General features: G+C 71.3%; 15 protein-coding genes, 1 tRNA gene and 1 riboswitch. Of the genes, 10 read left to right on the forward strand and 6 right to left on the reverse strand.

Features of this window, described 5'->3' with window-relative positions:
• Window positions 1–236 precede the first annotated feature (236 nt).
• Window positions 237–992 carry a ComEA family DNA-binding protein gene (locus tag AMETH_RS08965; RefSeq protein ID WP_017987742.1) on the forward strand — a complete coding sequence of 252 codons (756 nt, stop codon included), beginning with the start codon at window positions 237–239 and terminating at the stop codon, window positions 990–992.
• On the forward strand, window positions 989–3,340 hold the full coding sequence (locus tag AMETH_RS08970) for a ComEC/Rec2 family competence protein (RefSeq protein ID WP_026153944.1): 2,352 nt from the start codon (window positions 989–991) through the stop codon (window positions 3,338–3,340). Before AMETH_RS08965 ends, AMETH_RS08970 begins: the two co-directional genes overlap by 4 nt.
• Window positions 3,341–3,371: 31 nt before the next feature.
• Here AMETH_RS08970 and thrC read toward each other — a convergent pair whose 3' ends face one another.
• Window positions 3,372–4,637 (reverse strand): threonine synthase, encoded by a 1,266-nt coding sequence (gene thrC, locus AMETH_RS08975; RefSeq protein ID WP_017987744.1) that lies wholly within the window; start codon window positions 4,635–4,637, stop codon window positions 3,372–3,374.
• Between the two features lie 13 nt (window positions 4,638–4,650).
• Window positions 4,651–4,783, reverse strand: a riboswitch (SAM riboswitch).
• Window positions 4,784–4,918: 135 nt separating this feature from the next.
• Between thrC and holA the strand changes: the two genes are divergently transcribed.
• Complete coding sequence (gene holA, locus AMETH_RS08980; protein WP_017987745.1) at window positions 4,919–5,899, forward strand: DNA polymerase III subunit delta; 981 nt, start codon at window positions 4,919–4,921, stop codon at window positions 5,897–5,899.
• A gap of 468 nt (window positions 5,900–6,367) precedes the next feature.
• Here the strand turns inward: holA and rpsT are convergent, their stop codons facing one another.
• Window positions 6,368–6,628 (reverse strand): 30S ribosomal protein S20, encoded by a 261-nt coding sequence (gene rpsT / locus AMETH_RS08985; RefSeq protein WP_017987746.1) that lies wholly within the window; start codon window positions 6,626–6,628, stop codon window positions 6,368–6,370.
• A gap of 154 nt (window positions 6,629–6,782) precedes the next feature.
• On the opposite strand from rpsT, the gene AMETH_RS08990 reads away from it, so the two are divergent.
• Together AMETH_RS08990 and AMETH_RS08995 are read left to right on the forward strand one after the other, a co-directional pair.
• Entirely contained in the window at window positions 6,783–7,646 is an 864-nt protein-coding gene (locus AMETH_RS08990; RefSeq protein WP_017987747.1) for a DMT family transporter, read from the forward strand.
• 22 nt (window positions 7,647–7,668) lie between these two features.
• The gene (locus AMETH_RS08995) at window positions 7,669–8,049 is read left to right on the forward strand and encodes a VOC family protein (RefSeq protein WP_017987748.1); all 381 of its coding nucleotides are present in this window, start codon (window positions 7,669–7,671) and stop codon (window positions 8,047–8,049) included.
• Between the two features lie 240 nt (window positions 8,050–8,289).
• On the opposite strand, the gene AMETH_RS09000 is transcribed toward AMETH_RS08995, so the two are convergent.
• A complete protein-coding gene (locus AMETH_RS09000; RefSeq protein ID WP_017987749.1) occupies window positions 8,290–8,889 on the reverse strand; it encodes a class I SAM-dependent methyltransferase in 600 nt (199 codons plus the stop codon).
• A gap of 102 nt (window positions 8,890–8,991) precedes the next feature.
• On the opposite strand from AMETH_RS09000, the gene lepA reads away from it, so the two are divergent.
• Window positions 8,992–10,842, forward strand: a complete 1,851-nt coding sequence (lepA, locus tag AMETH_RS09005; protein WP_017987750.1) for a translation elongation factor 4 — start codon at window positions 8,992–8,994, stop codon at window positions 10,840–10,842.
• A 7-nt stretch (window positions 10,843–10,849) separates the two neighbouring features.
• On the opposite strand, the gene AMETH_RS09010 is transcribed toward lepA, so the two are convergent.
• The 3 genes from AMETH_RS09010 to AMETH_RS09020 are packed head-to-tail and all read right to left on the reverse strand — an operon-like array spanning window position 10,850 to window position 12,993.
• Entirely contained in the window at window positions 10,850–11,293 is a 444-nt protein-coding gene (locus AMETH_RS09010) for a pyridoxamine 5'-phosphate oxidase family protein (RefSeq protein WP_017987751.1), read from the reverse strand.
• 9 nt (window positions 11,294–11,302) lie between these two features.
• Window positions 11,303–12,073 carry an ABC transporter permease gene (locus AMETH_RS09015; RefSeq protein WP_017987752.1) on the reverse strand — a complete coding sequence of 257 codons (771 nt, stop codon included), beginning with the start codon at window positions 12,071–12,073 and terminating at the stop codon, window positions 11,303–11,305.
• Entirely contained in the window at window positions 12,070–12,993 is a 924-nt protein-coding gene (locus AMETH_RS09020) for a daunorubicin resistance protein DrrA family ABC transporter ATP-binding protein (RefSeq protein WP_017987753.1), read from the reverse strand. The genes AMETH_RS09015 and AMETH_RS09020 overlap by 4 nt, the downstream gene beginning before the upstream one ends.
• A 64-nt stretch (window positions 12,994–13,057) precedes the next feature.
• Between AMETH_RS09020 and AMETH_RS09025 the strand changes: the two genes are divergently transcribed.
• The 4 genes from AMETH_RS09025 to AMETH_RS39080 all read left to right on the forward strand — a co-directional run bounded on the left by AMETH_RS09025 (window position 13,058) and on the right by AMETH_RS39080 (window position 15,719).
• Window positions 13,058–13,831 carry a TetR/AcrR family transcriptional regulator gene (locus AMETH_RS09025; protein WP_051079511.1) on the forward strand — a complete coding sequence of 258 codons (774 nt, stop codon included), beginning with the start codon at window positions 13,058–13,060 and terminating at the stop codon, window positions 13,829–13,831.
• Window positions 13,832–13,840: 9 nt separating this feature from the next.
• Window positions 13,841–14,893, forward strand: coding sequence for a nitronate monooxygenase (locus AMETH_RS09030; protein ID WP_017987755.1), 1,053 nt, complete (start codon window positions 13,841–13,843; stop codon window positions 14,891–14,893).
• Window positions 14,894–14,936: 43 nt separating this feature from the next.
• A tRNA-Val gene (locus AMETH_RS09035) sits at window positions 14,937–15,008 on the forward strand.
• A 405-nt stretch (window positions 15,009–15,413) separates the two neighbouring features.
• Window positions 15,414–15,719 carry a hypothetical protein gene (locus AMETH_RS39080; protein ID WP_051079512.1) on the forward strand — a complete coding sequence of 102 codons (306 nt, stop codon included), beginning with the start codon at window positions 15,414–15,416 and terminating at the stop codon, window positions 15,717–15,719.
• Window positions 15,720–16,019: the final 300 nt, after the last annotated feature.

A 16,019-nucleotide genomic window follows, 5' to 3' on the forward strand; every position in this document is an offset into this window, starting at 1 on the left:
ATGGGCCCAAGAATAGGAAGTGGCCGTGATCAGTTGCAGGTTCTTTCGTGGTGCGCTCGTGTGTGGAGTAGTCGCGAGATGATGGACGGGCGCGAACCCTTGACCATGCCACACGGCACCGACAGAAAACCGTGGCACCGCGGTAGAACGCGCCACTTGTCCACAGACCCCCACTTGTCCACAGCTTCCTCGATTCCCACTTCTCCCTCCTTCCCACGCCCCCTAGCGTCGAATGCGTGTTCGAACGATCAGCCCCGGAATCACCGGGCATCCCCGTCAACCGCCGGCTCGAGCAGCTCGCCGGTCAGGCCCTCGCGGCTGACCGGGACACCGGGCCGCCGGGCGCCGTCGGACGGCTGGTCGAACGCTGGGTGCCCGAGTCGCTCACCGGCAGCCCCCAGCGGCGGCGCCTGACCACGGTGCTCCTGGCCCTGGTCGGCGTCCTGGTTCTCGTCGGGACATCGATCGTGCTCCTGGGCGGCAGCCCGCCCGTCGAACGTGCGCCGGTGCTGCCCGCGGCGCCGGAACGGCCCGCACCGGTCACCGCGTCGGCGAGCCGGGTGGCCGACAGTTCGCTGCTGATCAGCGTGGTCGGCAAGGTCCGGAACCCCGGGCTGGTCACGGTCCCCGGCGGCGCGCGGGTGGCGGACGCTCTCCGCGCGGCGGGCGGCGCGATCGAGGGCACCGACGTCACGCCGCTGAACCTCGCGCGCAAGCTGGCTGACGGCGAGCAGATCTACGTCGGCATCCCGCCGCCTGCCGGCGTACAACAACCGGCCGAGAGCGGCGGCGCCCCCGCGCTCGTCGACCTGAACACGGCCAGCGCCGAGCAACTTGACGCCCTGCCGGGAATTGGCGAGGTCACCGCCCAGCGCATCATCGACTGGCGCACCAAGCACGGGTCGTTCCGGTCGATCGACCAGCTGCGCGAGGTCGAGGGCATCGGTGAGACACGACTGTCCCGGCTGCGCGAGCAGGTGACGGTGTCGTGATCGCGGAACCTGTTGTGCGGCACGACTTCCGCCTGGTGCCGGCCGCGTTGTCGTTGTGGCTCGGAGCTCTGCTCGGACTGGTGTGGACGTGGTGGCTGGCCCTCGCGTGCGGCGCTGCGGCGGTGCTGGTGTCCGTGGTGCTGGTTATCAAGCTACGTCCGGCTCGGTCGCGCTGGTGGGCGGGCGCGGCGGCGCTGCTCGTGGCCGGTCTCTTGTTGGCCGGCCCGCTTGGCCTCCGCTTGCACCGGGCGGAGCACGACCAGCTCCACGGCCTCGCGCAGCGGGGCACGGAGGTCACGCTGCGGGTGCTGGTGACGGAACGCCCGAAACCGGTGCGGTCCGCCGGATATGCCGATCAGCAGGCGGGGCCGAGGTCGGTGGCGATCGCGGCGGATGTCCTGCACGCGGAACGTGGCGCCCAGCCGGTGGTCTCGACCGGGCGGGTCGCGCTGCTCGCGCCGTTCGCGACGTGGAGCGAGATCATCCCGGGGCAGGAGGTCACCGCGAGCGGCGAGCTGGCCCCGCCGCGCGACGCCGACCTGACCGTAGCCGCGATCCACGTCCGCGGGCCACCCGTGGCAGCTACGGAGGCTCCCTGGTGGCAGCGCGCCGCGGAGTCGATGCGCGAGGCGCTCCGCAACGCGTGCGCGGTCCTGCCCGAGGAGCAGGCCGGGCTGGTGCCGGGGCTCGTCGTGGGCGACACGAGCGGGCTGTCCGAACGGCTCGACCGCGAGTTCACCGACGCCGGCCTCACCCACCTGATGGCGGTCAGCGGGTCCAACGTCGCGATTGTGTGCGGCGCTGTGCTGCTGCTGTTACGGCTGTTGCGGGCAGGACCGCGGTTGTCCGCGGCGCTGTCCGGGGCGGCACTGGCCGGGTTCGTGGTCCTCGCGGGTGGGGAGCCGAGTGTCCTGCGGGCCGGAGTGATGGGCGCGGTCGCCCTGCTGGCGCTGGCGCTGGGGCGGGAAAGATCAGTCGTGCCCGCACTGGCTGCCGCGACCTGCGTCCTCGTGGCGTGGGACCCGGCGATGGCGGTCAGCTTCGGCTTCGCGTTGTCGGTGATCGCGACCGCCGGGCTGGTGCTCCTCGCGCCGCGGTGGGCGGAAGGCCTTCAGCGGCGGGGCGTTCCGCCGGGCTTCGCCGAAGGGCTGGCGGTGCCTGCGGCGGCGTTCGTCGTGACGGCGCCCGTCGTGGCCGGGATGGCCGGGCAGCTCAGCCTGGTCAGCGTGGCGGCGAACGTGCTGGCCGCGCCGGTGGTCGCGCCGGCGACCGTGTTCGGGGTGCTCGCGACCGTCGTCGCAGCCGCGTGGCCCGCGGGCGGTCAGCTGATCGTCCGGCTGGCCGGGCCGGAGGCGGGCTGGCTCGTCGTCGTGGCGCGGCGGGCGTCGGAGGTGCCCGGCGCGGTGCTGGCGTGGCCCAGCGGCTGGTGGGGCGGGTTTCTCGCGCTGGTGGTCGCCGCCGCCGTGGTGCTGGCGTTGCGCCATCGGCGCTTGCGGGTGCTGGTGGCGCTGGCGCTGACCGGGGCGTTGCTGCTGGTCGTCCCGGGCAAGGTGATCGCGCCGGGGTGGCCGCCGCCGGGATGGGCGGTGGTCGCCTGTGACGTCGGCCAGGGCGACAGCCTCGTGCTCGCCACCGGTGAGCCAGGACGGGCGGTGGTGGTGGACGCCGGGCCCGAGCCGGGACCGGCTGACCGCTGCCTGGACCGGCTCGGCATCGAGCGGGTGCCGCTGGTGGTGCTGAGCCACCTGCACGCCGACCACATCGGCGGACTCGACTCGGTGTTCGAGGGACGCTCGGTGGGCGCGATCGCGGTCGGGCCAGGGCGGCAGCCCGGATGGGCGTGGCGGCAGGCCGGCCAGATCGCGGCCCGCCACCGGGTCCCGCTGCTCGAACTCGAGCTGGGTCGGCGGCTCGAGTGGCCGGCGCTGAGTCTCGAAGTGCTGGGTCCCAGATACGTATCCGAAGGAGAGGACGACGACGGAACACAGATCAACAACGGCTCGGTCGTGCTGCGAGCTCGCACCCCAGCGGGCAGCGTGCTGCTGACCGGCGACGTCGAACTCGCCGCACAGGCCGACCTGCTGGCCGCCGGAACGGATCTGCGTGCGGAGATCCTGAAGGTGCCGCACCACGGCAGCAGGTTCTCGCTGCCGCAGTTCCTGGCCGCGGTGTCCGCGCGGCTGGCGTTGGTGAGCGTCGGTCCGGGCAACCGCTACGGCCACCCGAACCCGACGACACTCGACACCCTGACCGCGGACGGCGCGCTCGTCACCCGCACGGACACCGACGGCGACACCGCGGTGATCCCCGACCAGTCCGGCCCGGCAGTTGTGCGCCGGGGAAAGTGAGGTGGAACCTTGATCAGAGACAGAGGACCGGTCAGAGACCCAGAGCATTGTGGACGGCCGCCGCCGACGGCGGGACCGTCGCCTTCGGGCCGACCTCGTTCTCGATCGCGTCCAGGGTCTTCAGGCCGTCACCGGTGATGAGCAGGACGGTCTCGGCGTCTGGGTCGATCTTGCCGGCCTCGATGAGCTTCTTCGCCGTCGCGACGGTGACGCCACCCGCGGTCTCGGTGAAGATGCCCTCGGTGCGGGCGAGTAGACGGATGCCCTCGACGACCTCTTCATCGGTCACGTCCTCGATCGCACCGCCCGTGCGACGAACCGTGTCGAGCACGTAGGGGCCGTCGGCCGGGTTGCCGATCGCGAGCGAGCGGGCGATGGTGTCCGGCTTGACCGGCTGCACGACGTCGTAACCGTTGCGGAACGCCGTGGACACCGGCGAGCAGCCGGCCGCCTGCGCGCCGAACACCTTGTACGGGGTGTCCTCGACCAGGCCCAGCTTGGCGAACTCGCGGAAGCCCTTGTCCACCTTGGTCAGCTGGGAGCCCGAGGCGATCGGCACGACGATCTGCTCGGGGATCCGCCAGCCGAGCTGCTCGGCGACCTCGTAAGCGAGCGTCTTCGAGCCCTCGGAGTAGTAGGGGCGGACGTTGACGTTCACGAACGCCCAGTTCTCGTGCTCGGCGGCCAGCTCGGTGGCCAGGCGGTTGACGTCGTCGTAGTTGCCGTCGACAGCGATCAGGTTGCCGTCGTAGACCGCGGTCGTCAGGACCTTGGCGCGCTCGAGCGAGGAAGGGATCAGCACCACGGACTGCCAGCCGGCGCGGGCCGCGGCCGCGGCGACGGCGTTGGCCAGGTTGCCGGTGGAGGGGCAGGCCAGGGTGTCGAACCCGAACTCGCGAGCCGCGGCCAGTGCGACGGCGACGACGCGGTCCTTGAACGAGTGGGTGGGGTTGCCGGTGTCGTCCTTGACCCACAGGCTCTTCACACCGAGAGCCTTGGCGAGCCGGTCGGCCTTCACCAGCCTGGTACAGCCGGGCTCGGTGTTCGGGATCTCTTCGACGTTCGACGGCACCGGCAGCAGCCGCTTGTAGCGCCAGATGTTGCGCGGGCCCGCCTCGATGTCCTCACGGCGCACGCGACCGAAGTCGTAGGCGACCTCCAGAGGCGAGAAGTCCTCGGCGGAAACGAACTCCGGGGCGAGCGGCTGGCGGTGGCCCTCTTCCTTGGAGACCAGTTCGACGGCCGGGCCGAGGTCGACGGTGCGACGGGTGGTGGTCGAATCGAGGGCTGCAGTCATCGCGAGGTTCCTTTCCTCATCTGCCCCGCTGACGCGGGCCGGAATTGGCACCGTGATCGTCAGCTACCTCGCGGAATCGAGATGACAGGCTGACGCCGGTTGCCGGGGCTTCGTCGGGCCGTTCCCTCTGCCCCTCTGGATGAGCGGTATTCGATTGTGTGGCTGTCGCGCTCGCGCGATGCCTGGTTGACAACATACGGCACCACGCTCGGAGCACGCCATGCCCCTGCGGGTTTCATCACGCTCCGGAGCTGTCGGTGGTCCGTGGGAGGATCTGAACCGTGACCGCGCCGGCAACCACCTCCGCCCCCCTGCAGCTCGTGCTCGGTGAAGAGGAGCTGCTCGTCGAGCGCGCCGTCCGCGCCGCCCTGGACCAGGCACGCCAGGAGGACGCGACGGCCGAACTGACGAAGGTCCGGGTGTCCGATCTCACGCCGCCCGGCCTGGCCGAGCTGGTCAGCCCATCGCTGTTCAGCGAGGGACGGGTGATCGTGCTCGAAGGTGCGCAGGACATCGGCCAGGAGCTGGCCGACGCGGTGCTCGCCTACGCGAAGATGCCTGCCGACGGTGTCGTCTTGGTCGTCGTGCACACCGGCGGTGGCCGCAGCAAGGCGGCCAAGTCGCTGCCGGCGGCGCTGCGGAAGGCCGGCGCCCAGGTCACCGAATGCCCGAAGATCACCCGGCCGGCGGATCGGGAGTCGTTCGTCCGCAACGAGGTCCGACAGGCCGGCGGCAAAATTGACCCGGCCGGGGTGGCCGCGCTGATCGACGCCGTCGGATCCGACCTGCGAGAGCTGGCCGCGGCGGCGTCGCAGCTGGTGGCAGACTCGGGCGGCCGGGTCGATGAGGAAGCCGTGCGCCGCTACCACCGGGGCCGCGCGGACGTGACCGGTTTCGCGGTGGCGGAGAAGGCCGTCGCGGGCGAGCGCGGCGCGGCACTCGAAGCGATGCGGTGGGCGCTCCAGATCGGGGTGGCGCACGTCCTGATCGCCGACGCCCTCGCGGACGCCGTCCGCACCATCGCCCGCGTGTCGGCGGCGGGCCGCGGCAACCCGAACCAGATGGCCGGTGAGCTCGGCATGCCGCCGTGGAAGATCCGGAAGGCGCAGGGGCAGTCCCGCGGGTGGACGCAGGCCGGGCTGGCCGAGGCGATGGCCGTGGTGGCGCGGGTGAACGCCGAGGTCAAGGGCCAGGCCGCGGACCCGGCCTACGCGCTCGAGCGGGCCGTCCTGGAACTCGCCGCCGCCCGCGACAAGCGCTGAGTTCGGCACCGCGGTCAGCTGCGGTCGTTCGCCCGACGGCGGGGGCGCGCCGCTGCTCGGTACGAGCGTTGGTCCGGAGCGCGGGTCGGACTGCGGTTGTCTGGTGTGCGTGGCGGTGGGTGCGGGGCTCGGCGTCGCGCGAGCCGAGAGGTGTGTCCGGCCCGGGGCCCAAGCGGAAGTGTTCGGTGTGTTGGATCAGGCTCCCCGCTGCTCGGGACTGGCGGTGGCGCCAGGGTCGGGCCGCGGTCTTTTGGCGCGCGGGAGCGCGGGCTCACCGTTGCTCGGGATGTGCGTGAGGTCGCCGGCCAGCGGACCCGGGTGACGGGTGGTGAAGCTGCATCCACGGCTGTGCGGACGCCGGAGCCGGGGGCGCAGGAAGTCTCAGGTCCCGGCGCTCACGAATCCGTCACCCCTGGACAGCAGAGGGGCGGGCACCCTGCCGGATGCCCGCCCCGCGGAAGATCAAGCTCAGAGCTGGTTGACGCGCTTGGCCATCGCCGACTTCTTGTTGGCGGCCTGGTTCGCGTGGATGACGCCCTTGCTGGCGGCCTTGTCCAGGGCGCGAGCGGCGGCCTGCTGCAGCTCGACGGCCTTGGCCTTGTCGCCCGACTCGGCGGCCTCGCGGAACTTGCGGATCGCGGTCTTCACCGAGGACTTGACCGACTGGTTGCGCTGGCGCGCCTTCTCGTTGGTCTTGATGCGCTTGATCTGGGACTTGATGTTGGCCATGAAGGCGCTCCTTCGATCTGTCGGTGGGCTCACTGCCGCGCTGTACCGGCCCCGGCGTGCGGGTTTCCTCCCTGGCGGAATGCCGCACGGCAACGACCGACAAGGTTAGCAGGGCGCTACGGTGGCACTCGCACTGGTCTGGGGGAGGGGGCAAGTGAACGGCACGGCGCTCGGGCTCGTCCTCGTCGCCGCCGTCGTGCACGCCGCGTGGAACCTCGCGGCCAAGCGGGTCGACGACGGGGCCCGGTTCGTCTTCCTCTACTACACCGTCTCGGCGGTGGTCTGCGCCCCGGTCGCGGTCGTGGCACTGGTGATCGAGGGGCAGCATCCACAATGGATCTGGCTGCCCGCCGCGCTGCTGACCGCCGTCTTCCACATCGCCTACGGCATCGTCCTGCAGCGCGGCTACCGCGTCGGCGACCTGTCCGTCGTCTACCCGCTGGCGCGCGGGAGCGGGCCACTGCTTTCGGTGCTCGCGGCGGTCGTCCTGCTCGGCGAACGGCCCGGGTGGCTCGGGCTCGCCGGTGCGCTCCTCGTCGTGACCGGGGTGCTCGTGATCGGGCTCGGCTCGCGCTCGGCGGCCGACGCCCGCGCCCGCCGGGCCGGGGTCTTCTACGGGCTGCTCACCGGGGTCGCCATCGCGGCCTACACCCTCTGGGACGACCACGCCGTCAACGCCCTCGCCGTCCCGCCGCTGACCTACTTCGCCGCCGGCTCCGTGCTGCAGAGCCTGCTGCTCGCGCCCGCGGCCGTGCGGGCGGGCGGACGGATCGGCGCGCTGTGGCGGACGCACTGGCGGGAGGCGGTGGCCGTCGGAGTGCTGTCGCCGGTCGCCTACGTGCTCGTGCTCTACGCGATGCGCATGGCGCCGGTCAGCCTGGTCGCGCCCGCGCGCGAGGTGAGCATCGTGCTGGGCGGGATCGCGGCCTGGCTCGTGCTGGACGAGCCGAACCCGGCGCGCCGCCTGGTCGGCTCGGTCGTCGTCCTGGCCGGAATTGCCGCGATTGCGGCTTCCTGACCAGGTGGGGTAGGCAGGAGGTATGGACGTCCTGAGCAGCCGGGTGCTGATCCACCCCCGCGACCCCGAGAAGACGACGGCGTTCTACCGGGACGTGCTCGGCCTGGCCATCTACCGCACGTTCCCCGGCGGGACCGTGTTCTTCACCGGCCAGGGCTACCTGGAGGTCGTCGGCCGCGGCGAGAGGGGCACCAGCCCGGACGTCGAGCTGTGGTTCCAGGTCCGCGACCTCAAGGCCACGCTCGACGAGCTGGCCGAACGCGGGGTCGTGCCGGACCGCGAGGCCCGCCGCGAGCCGTGGGGCCTGGACGAGGCGCGCATCTCCGACCCGGACGGCACGTCGATCGTGCTGGTGGAGATACCGCCGGACCATCCACTGCGGACGGACATCCGCGCGCGGTGAGCCGCGACGCGGGACCGGTGGCGAGCCGGGAGCTGGGGATCCCGTGGGGCCGTCCCTCTCGGGGCGGCTTATTCCGTGGGCCGGTGCAGCTGACGGCGGATCTCGCCGAGCTGCGTCTGTGGCGCACTCGCGAGCGCTGAATCGTGTGCCGGGTGGGCGGCGCCGCTGACGGCGGATCGCGCCGGGGCAGGTGTGTACGTGGGCTGGTGGTGCGCTTGGGAGGGCTGATGGCGTGCGGGCTCAGGCGGGGCGCTGGGCGCGGAACTGGGCGGCCAGCGGCGCGGTGACGCCCGGGGGTTGCCACACCCACGTCTGCAGCTCCGTGAATCCAGCGTCGACCAGTTCGGCCGCCAGCGCGTGCCGCGGCACGGGGAGCCACTTGTCGTGCGCCGAGAGGATCAGCCTGCCGCCCGGGCGCAGCACCCGCCGCAGCTCGTGGAAGCCCGCGAGGCGGTCGTCCCACAGTTGGACGTTGTTCACGCTCACCACGACGTCCACGGAGGCCTCGTCCAGGCCCGTCCGCTCCGCCGAACCGCGGGTCAGCCGGACCCGGCCCGCCGCGATCTCCGCCGCGCAGCGGGCCTGCGCCTGCGCCAGCATCTCCGGCGACGGATCCACCCCGTGCGCCACCGCCGCGCGCCGGCCGGCCAAGCGCAGGCCCACCCCGGGACCGGGGCCGACCATCAGCACCGTCTCCTCCGGGGTGAGCCTCGCCACGTCCACCACGTGCGATTCCGTCGCGCCGTTCGCCTGGGCCATCACGGCGCCGCCGATGCGGCCCAGCAGGCCGCGGGGGTGACCGAAGGCCCGGTCCAGGATCTGCTCGATGGTTGTGCTCATACCTCCAGGTCAGCACTCGCCACCGCTCACCGGCATCGGGGATGACCCGGAAATCGGGCATGGGAACATGGAGTCGTACCCCACGACGAGCCGAGGATCCGAGTGAGCACGTTCGCCGACCAGACCTTCACGCCGCCGGAGCAGATCCGGAACTTCTGCATCATCGCGCACATCGACCACGGCAAGTCCACCCTGGCCGACCGGATGCTGCAGCTCACCGGCGTGGTCGAGGAGCGGGCCATGCGCGCGCAGTACCTCGACCGGATGGACATCGAGCGCGAGCGGGGCATCACGATCAAGGCCCAGAACGTGCGCCTCCCGTGGCAGGTCGACGGCCGCGACCACGTCCTGCACCTCATCGACACCCCGGGCCACGTGGACTTCACCTACGAGGTCTCCCGGGCACTGGAGGCGTGCGAGGGCGCGATCCTGCTGGTCGACGCGGCACAGGGCATCGAGGCGCAGACCCTGGCCAACCTGTACCTGGCGCTGGAGAAGGACCTGCACATCATCCCGGTCCTGAACAAGATCGACCTCCCCGCCGCTGACCCGGACAAGTACGCCGCCGAGCTGGCGCACATCATCGGCTGCGACCCGTCCGAGGTGCTGCGCGTCTCGGCGAAGACCGGCATGGGTGTGCCCGACCTGCTGGACGAGGTCGTCCGCCAGGTGCCGCCGCCGGTGGGCGACGCCGACGCCCCGGCCCGCGCAATGATCTTCGACTCGGTGTACGACACCTACCGCGGCGTCGTCACCTACATCCGCGTCGTGGACGGCAAGATCACGCCGCGCGAGCGGATCCGGATGATGTCCACCGGCGCCACGCACGAGCTGCTGGAAGTCGGCATCATCTCGCCGGAGCCCAAGCCCAGCGCGGGTCTCGGCGTCGGCGAGGTGGGTTACCTCATCACCGGCGTGAAGGACGTCCGCCAGTCCCGGGTCGGTGACACCGTCACCTCCGAGCGCAAGGGCGCCACCGAGCCGCTGGCCGGCTACCGCGACCCCAAGCCGATGGTGTTCTCCGGCCTCTACCCGGTGGACGGCTCGGACTACCCGGAGCTGCGTGAGGCGCTGGAGAAGCTGCAGCTCAACGACGCGGCCCTGACCTACGAGCCGGAAACGTCGGTCGCGCTCGGTTTCGGTTTCCGCTGCGGCTTCCTCGGCCTGCTGCACCTGGAGATCACCCGCGACCGGCTGGAGCGCGAGTTCGGCCTGGATCTGATCGCGACCGCGCCGAACGTCGAGTACCGCGTGGTGCAGGACGACGGCACCGAGGTGATGGTGACCAACCCGTCCGACTGGCCGACCGGTGTGAAGATCGCCGAGGTGCACGAGCCGCTGTCGAAGGTCACCGTGATCGCCCCGTCGGAGTTCATCGGCGCGATCATGGAGCTGTGCCAGAGCAAGCGCGGCAACCTGCTCGGCATGGACTACCTGTCGGAGGACCGCGTCGAGCTGCGCTACAACCTGCCGCTCGCCGAGATCATCTTCGACTTCTTCGACTCGCTGAAGTCCCGCACCCGCGGCTACGCCTCGCTGGACTACGAGGAGGCCGGCACCCAGGTCGCCGATCTGGTGAAGGTCGACATCCTGTTGCAGGGCGAGCCGGTCGACGCGTTCTCCGCGATCGTGCACAAGGACGCTGCCTACGGCTACGGCAACAAGATGGCGGGCCGGCTGCGCGAGCTGATCCCGCGGCAGCAGTTCGAGGTGCCGATCCAGGCGGCGGTCGGGTCGCGGATCATCGCGCGCGAGACGATCCGCGCGATCCGCAAGGACGTGCTTTCCAAGTGCTACGGCGGTGACATCTCGCGGAAGCGGAAGTTGCTGGAGAAGCAGAAGGAAGGCAAGAAGCGGATGAAGAACATCGGCCGGGTCGAGGTTCCGCAGGAGGCCTTCGTCGCGGCGCTGTCCACCGACGAGCCCTCCGGCGACAAGGGCAAGAAGAAGTAGCGGCCGCTCACGCGGTGCCGGAGATCCGGGCCCCCTCGACGAACACGGCACACCGGCGCTCTTCGGCCATCACGCGGTCGTAGGTGCCCCAGTCGTCGTGGGTGCCGCCGGCCGCGGTGAAGATGTCGCGCAGCAGCCGGGTCAGGCCGGCCGGGTCGAAGGCCTCGTCCGGGTGGTCCGGGCCGATCAGCCGCACCGGTCCCTGCACCGCCGCCCACGTCCAGCCGCGCCGGAACACCACCGTGGCGTTGCCACGCGCGCGCAGCAGGTCCAGCTTCTTCGCGTGGCCGACGGCCACGAACGCGACGGACGGGCGGCCGGACACCGGGTCGTCGAGGACCCCGGCGTTGACCACCGAAGCGTGCACCGAGCCGTCCGCCCGCGCGACCGCCACCGTGGCCAGGCCGGTCTCCTGGGCGGCGAGCGAGCGGACGGCGTCGAGGTTCGTCATGGGGCCAAGCTAGCGCCGGGAGCGCCGCCGGAACAACGCGCCCGCGACCGGCATCGCGACCAGCGTGATCCCGCCCCACCACAGCACCGCGAGCCAGGCTGAGTTCCCGACCGGCCCGCCGAGCAGCAGCGCCCGCACGCTGTCGACCACGGGGGTGACCGGCTGGACCTCCACGACCGCGCGCAGCCCGTCCGGCATCGTGCTCGGTGGCACGAACGCGCTGCTCAGGTACGGCACGAACACCAGGATCATGCCCAGCCCGGCGGCGCTTTCCGTGCCGCCGGCGAGCAGCCCGAGGATCGCCGCGACCCATGAGATCGCCACCGTGAACACCAGCAGGATGCCGAGCGCGCCCAGCCACCCGCCGACCCCCGCGGTGGGGGAGAAGCCGATGAGCAGGCCGACGCCGATCATGATCGCGAGCGACAACGCGTTCCGGACGATCGCGCCGGCGATGTGCCCGGTCAGCACCGCTACGCTCGACATCGGCATCGAGCGGAACCGTTCCACCACACCGCGTTCGAGGTCGTCCGCGACGCCGACCGTGGTGGACGTCGAGTTGAACGTGACGCTGATGGCGATGATCCCGGCGAGCACGTAGTCGATGTAGGCGGTGCCGCCGGTGTTGATCGCGCCGCCGAACACGTAGCGGAACATCAGCATGATCGCGACCGGCAGGAAGATCGCCGTCATCGCCTGGTCCGGGGACCGCAGGATGTGCCGCACCGACCGTCCGATGAGGACGGCCGAGTTGTTCGCGTGCCAGTACAGGGTGCTCATCGGGCCGCTCCGATCGTCGGCGAGCCGGTCAGGGACAGGAAGACGTCGTCGAGCGACGGGCGGGTCAGGGCGAGGTCGGCGATCTCCGCGCCGGCCCGGTCGAGGCGCTCCAGGACCTCACGGACGTCGCGGGCGCCGTCGACGGGCACGCTGAGCACCAATCCCTCGCCGGTGTGCGCCTCATCGAGCACGATCCGGGCCACCTCGAACGCCTCCGCGGTGGCGAAGGTCAGGTCGAGGCGCTCGCTGCCGACGCGCTGCTTGAGCGACGCCGGGGTGCCTTCGGCCACGACCCGCCCGCCGTCGATCACCGCGACCCGGTCGGCCAGCTCGTCGGCCTCCTCCAGGTACTGGGTGGTGAGCAGGACCGTCACGCCACCGGACAGCAGGTCGCGCACCGTCTCCCACACCCCGGCGCGGCTGCGCGGGTCGAGCCCGGTGGTGGGCTCGTCGAGGAACAGCACCGGCGGCGCGGTGATCATGCTGATCGCCAGGTCGAGGCGCCGTTCCAGGCCGCCCGAGTAGGTCTTCACCGGCCGTCCGGCGGCCTCGGTCAGGTCGAACCGCTCCAGCAGGTCGCTCGCCCGGCGTCGGGCCGCCGCGGTGCCGAGCCGGAACAGGCGCCCCATCAACACCAGGTTCTCGTAGCCGGTGAGCAGGCGGTCGACCCCGGTCTGCTGGCCGGTCACCCCGATGATCCGCCGCACGTCCGGCACCTGCCGCACCACGTCGAACCCGCCGATCCGCACGGTGCCCGCGTCCGGCGCGAGCAGGGTCGTCAGGATGCGGACGGTGGTGCTCTTGCCCGCGCCGTTGGGCCCGAGCAGGGACACGACGCTGCCGCGCTCGACGGTGAGGTCGACACCGCCGAGCACCTCTCTGCCCCCGAAGGCCTTGCGCAGGCCGCTGACCTCGATCATCACCCTCACCCCTGGAACTGTGTATGACATACACTGCTTTGTGTAAGTGATACACAGTTCTAGGATGGCCGTCAAGGACGAAAGGACGGCGATGACGGCGGAACGCACGCGAACCCTCGAACTCCTGTGGGGCGGCGGCGAACGGTCCACCCGGGGACCGAAGCCCGCGCTGAGCGTGGAGAAGATCGTCCGCGCGGCGATCGAACTCGCCGACGCCGAGGGCGTCGAGGCGCTCTCCATGCAGCGGGTCGCGGCGGCGGTCGGCAAGACGACGATGTCGCTGTACCGGTACGTGTCGGGCAAGGACCAGCTGATCGAGCTGATGGTCGACTACGCGGCCGAGGAGGAACCGCCGAAGCCGGCGGGCGAGGACTGGCGCGCCGAGGTCGCGGTGTGGGTGCGCGCGGTGTGGGAGTTCCACTTGCGGCACCCGTGGATGCTGCGGATCCGGATGAACGGCCCGCCATCGGGTCCCCGGCAGCTGGCCTGGATGGAAGCGGGGATGCGGGCGATCTCCGGGCTCGGCCTCACCGGCGCCGAGATGATCTGGGCGATGACGTTCCTGGACGGTGCGGTACGCGAGCTCGCGCGGATCTCGCTGGACATGGCGGAGGCGCAGCGCGAGGCCGGTATCACGGGCCTGGAGGCGGACGCGGACTTCGCCGCCGGGCTGCGGAAGTACCTGGACCCGGAGCGGTTCCCGATGCTGGCCGCCACGATCGCCGAGGGCACGTTCGACCCGGACACGGAGGAATCCAGCATCCTGCCGGACCTGGAATTCGGTGTGCAGCGGCTGCTGGACGGTCTCGAGGCGTACGCGCGGCGCCGGAAACCCTAGGGTGGGGGCATGTTCGAAGAGCTGCGTGTCCCCGTTCTCGTGGCGCCGATGGCAGGCGGGCCCACGACCCCCGAACTCGTCGCCGCCGTGGCCGAGGCCGGGGGATCCGGTTTCCTCGCCGCCGGGTACCTGAGCGCGGACGCGCTCGGCGAGCGGATCGCGAAGACGCGGGAGCTGACGAGCCGGCCGTTCGGGGTCAACCTGTTCGTCCCAGGGCGGAAGTCCGATGTGGATCTGTCGCCCTACGTGCGGCGGATCGAGGAGGAGGCCCGGCAGTACGAGGCCGAGCCGGGTGACCCGCGCTGGGAGGACGACGACTACCCGGCGAAGGTGGACCTCGTGGCGGCGCAGCGGATCCCGTTCGTGTCGTTCACGTTCGGGCTGCCGTCCACAACGGACGTCGCGCGGCTGCACGAGGCCGGTTCGCAGGTGATCGTGACCGTCACCACGCCCGAGGAGGCCGTGCGGGCGTTCGAGGTCGGCGCGGACGCCCTGTGCGTGCAGGGGTTCGAGGCGGGCGCGCACCGCGGGTTGTTCGTCGACGATCCGGAGCACCCGGCCGGGGGCGAGGTCTACGGGCTGCTGGCTTTGCTGCGGCTGATCGGGTCCGCCGTGGACCTGCCGTTGATCGCGGCGGGCGGGATCGTGCACGGCGCGGACGTCGCCGCCGTGCTGGCCGCCGGCGCGGACGCGGCGCAGCTGGGCACCGCGTTCCTGCGCGCCGACGAGGCCGGGACGCAGCTCACGCACCGCAAGGCCCTGGCCGAGGGCGGGCGGGTCACGGCCATCACACGGGCCTTCAGCGGCCGCCCGGCGCGCGGGCTGGTGAACCGGTTCCTCACGGAGCACTCGCCGTACGCACCCTCGGCCTACCCGCAGGTGCACCACCTGACCAAGCCGGTGCGGGCAGCCGCGCACGCCGCGGGCGACCCGGAGGGCGTGAACCTCTGGGCCGGGCAGGCGTACTCGGTGGCGCCGGAGGGCTCAGCGGCGGAGATCGTGGCCCGCCTGAAGGCTGAGGCGAAGGCGGCACAGGAGCGGGTGACCCGACGACTGGGGTAGGTGCACAGCGCCCGGGCGGGATGGGCTAGGATTTCGGTACACCGGGCGATTAGCTCAGGGGGAGAGCGCTTCGTTCACACCGAAGAGGTCACTGGTTCGATCCCAGTATCGCCCACCGGTTGTTTTCCCTGATCAGACGGCCTGTCGACGATCATCGTCGGCAGGCCGTCGGCGTTTGCGGGGAGCAGATGGGGAGCACGAGGTCCTGACCACCTTCGCAAATCCGGGGAGGTCACGCCGAATCCTGCTCCTGACCTGGGGTTTCGTCCGGCCCCAGCGCCGCTGCAGCGCGGCGAGCATCGTCTCCACCATGACGTCAGCCACGTGGACGTAGGTGTCGGCGGTTCTTGCGCTTGTCCCAGGCGTACCAGCCAGAGGATCCGCGGGACGCCGTCTTCGACCAGCCACGTCCCATGGCTCTCGTCGCCGTCCAGCGCAGGCGGCCAGACGCGTCGGCGGAAGTTGGGGCGATGGCCGGGCTGGTGCTGGCCCGGTCGTCGGCCGGGATGGTGGACATCGGGTGTCATCCGTCCAGCCAGCGGCTCGGCTGGCGCGGGCGAGCGCCCTGTCTCTGCATTTCGAGCTCCTGGAGTTGCGGCACAAGGTCGAGTTGCACACGATGACCGGCCGGGTCGTGGAATGTCCGCTGGACGAGGTGAACCGGCCACGGGGCAACAAGCACGCGAAGCTGCGCATTCCGCCGCTGGAGTCCGAGGTGCGCACCTTGTTCACGGGGTGGGCACAGAGTCAGGTGGACCGTCGGAAGCACGCTCCGACGGCGCGTAACCACACGGCGGCGCGGTTGATGGCCGACGTCGGGCTGTAGATCAATGAAGCTCGCGACCTCGATCTGGCCGACATTTGCTGGGGACTGAGCCGATTCGGGAAACTGCACGTCCGCGCCGGCAAGGGCGCGCGTTGGGTTGGCCGAGGCGCCCCCCGGCATCTGCCGTCGTTGACGGGGCGGCTGACGCTGCTGCGGCACTATTGCGTCTCGCAGCTCTACCTGAACGGCGTCGACCTGATCTCCATTCAGGAGATGTACGGCCGCGCTTGGGTGTCACCACGATGAAGTACGTCCATGTGCAGCGCACCCGGATCGAGGACGCCTGGATCGCCGGGCAGA

This window comes from Amycolatopsis methanolica 239 (genome assembly GCF_000739085.1).
GTDB classification, from domain to species: Bacteria; Actinomycetota; Actinomycetes; order Mycobacteriales; family Pseudonocardiaceae; genus Amycolatopsis_E; species Amycolatopsis_E methanolica.

Coding starts and splice junctions, on each gene's coding strand:
- thrC (WP_017987744.1), bottom strand. CDS start 4,637: ATGACTGCAGCCCTCGATTCGACCACCACCCGTCGCACCGTCGACCTC.
- rpsT (WP_017987746.1), bottom strand. CDS start 6,628: ATGGCCAACATCAAGTCCCAGATCAAGCGCATCAAGACCAACGAGAAG.
- AMETH_RS08995 (WP_017987748.1), top strand. CDS start 7,669: ATGGACGTCCTGAGCAGCCGGGTGCTGATCCACCCCCGCGACCCCGAG.
- AMETH_RS09000 (WP_017987749.1), bottom strand. CDS start 8,889: ATGAGCACAACCATCGAGCAGATCCTGGACCGGGCCTTCGGTCACCCC.
- AMETH_RS09010 (WP_017987751.1), bottom strand. CDS start 11,293: ATGACGAACCTCGACGCCGTCCGCTCGCTCGCCGCCCAGGAGACCGGC.
- AMETH_RS09015 (WP_017987752.1), bottom strand. CDS start 12,073: ATGAGCACCCTGTACTGGCACGCGAACAACTCGGCCGTCCTCATCGGA.
- AMETH_RS09020 (WP_017987753.1), bottom strand. CDS start 12,993: ATGATCGAGGTCAGCGGCCTGCGCAAGGCCTTCGGGGGCAGAGAGGTG.
- AMETH_RS09025 (WP_051079511.1), top strand. CDS start 13,058: ATGGCCGTCAAGGACGAAAGGACGGCGATGACGGCGGAACGCACGCGA.
- AMETH_RS09030 (WP_017987755.1), top strand. CDS start 13,841: ATGTTCGAAGAGCTGCGTGTCCCCGTTCTCGTGGCGCCGATGGCAGGC.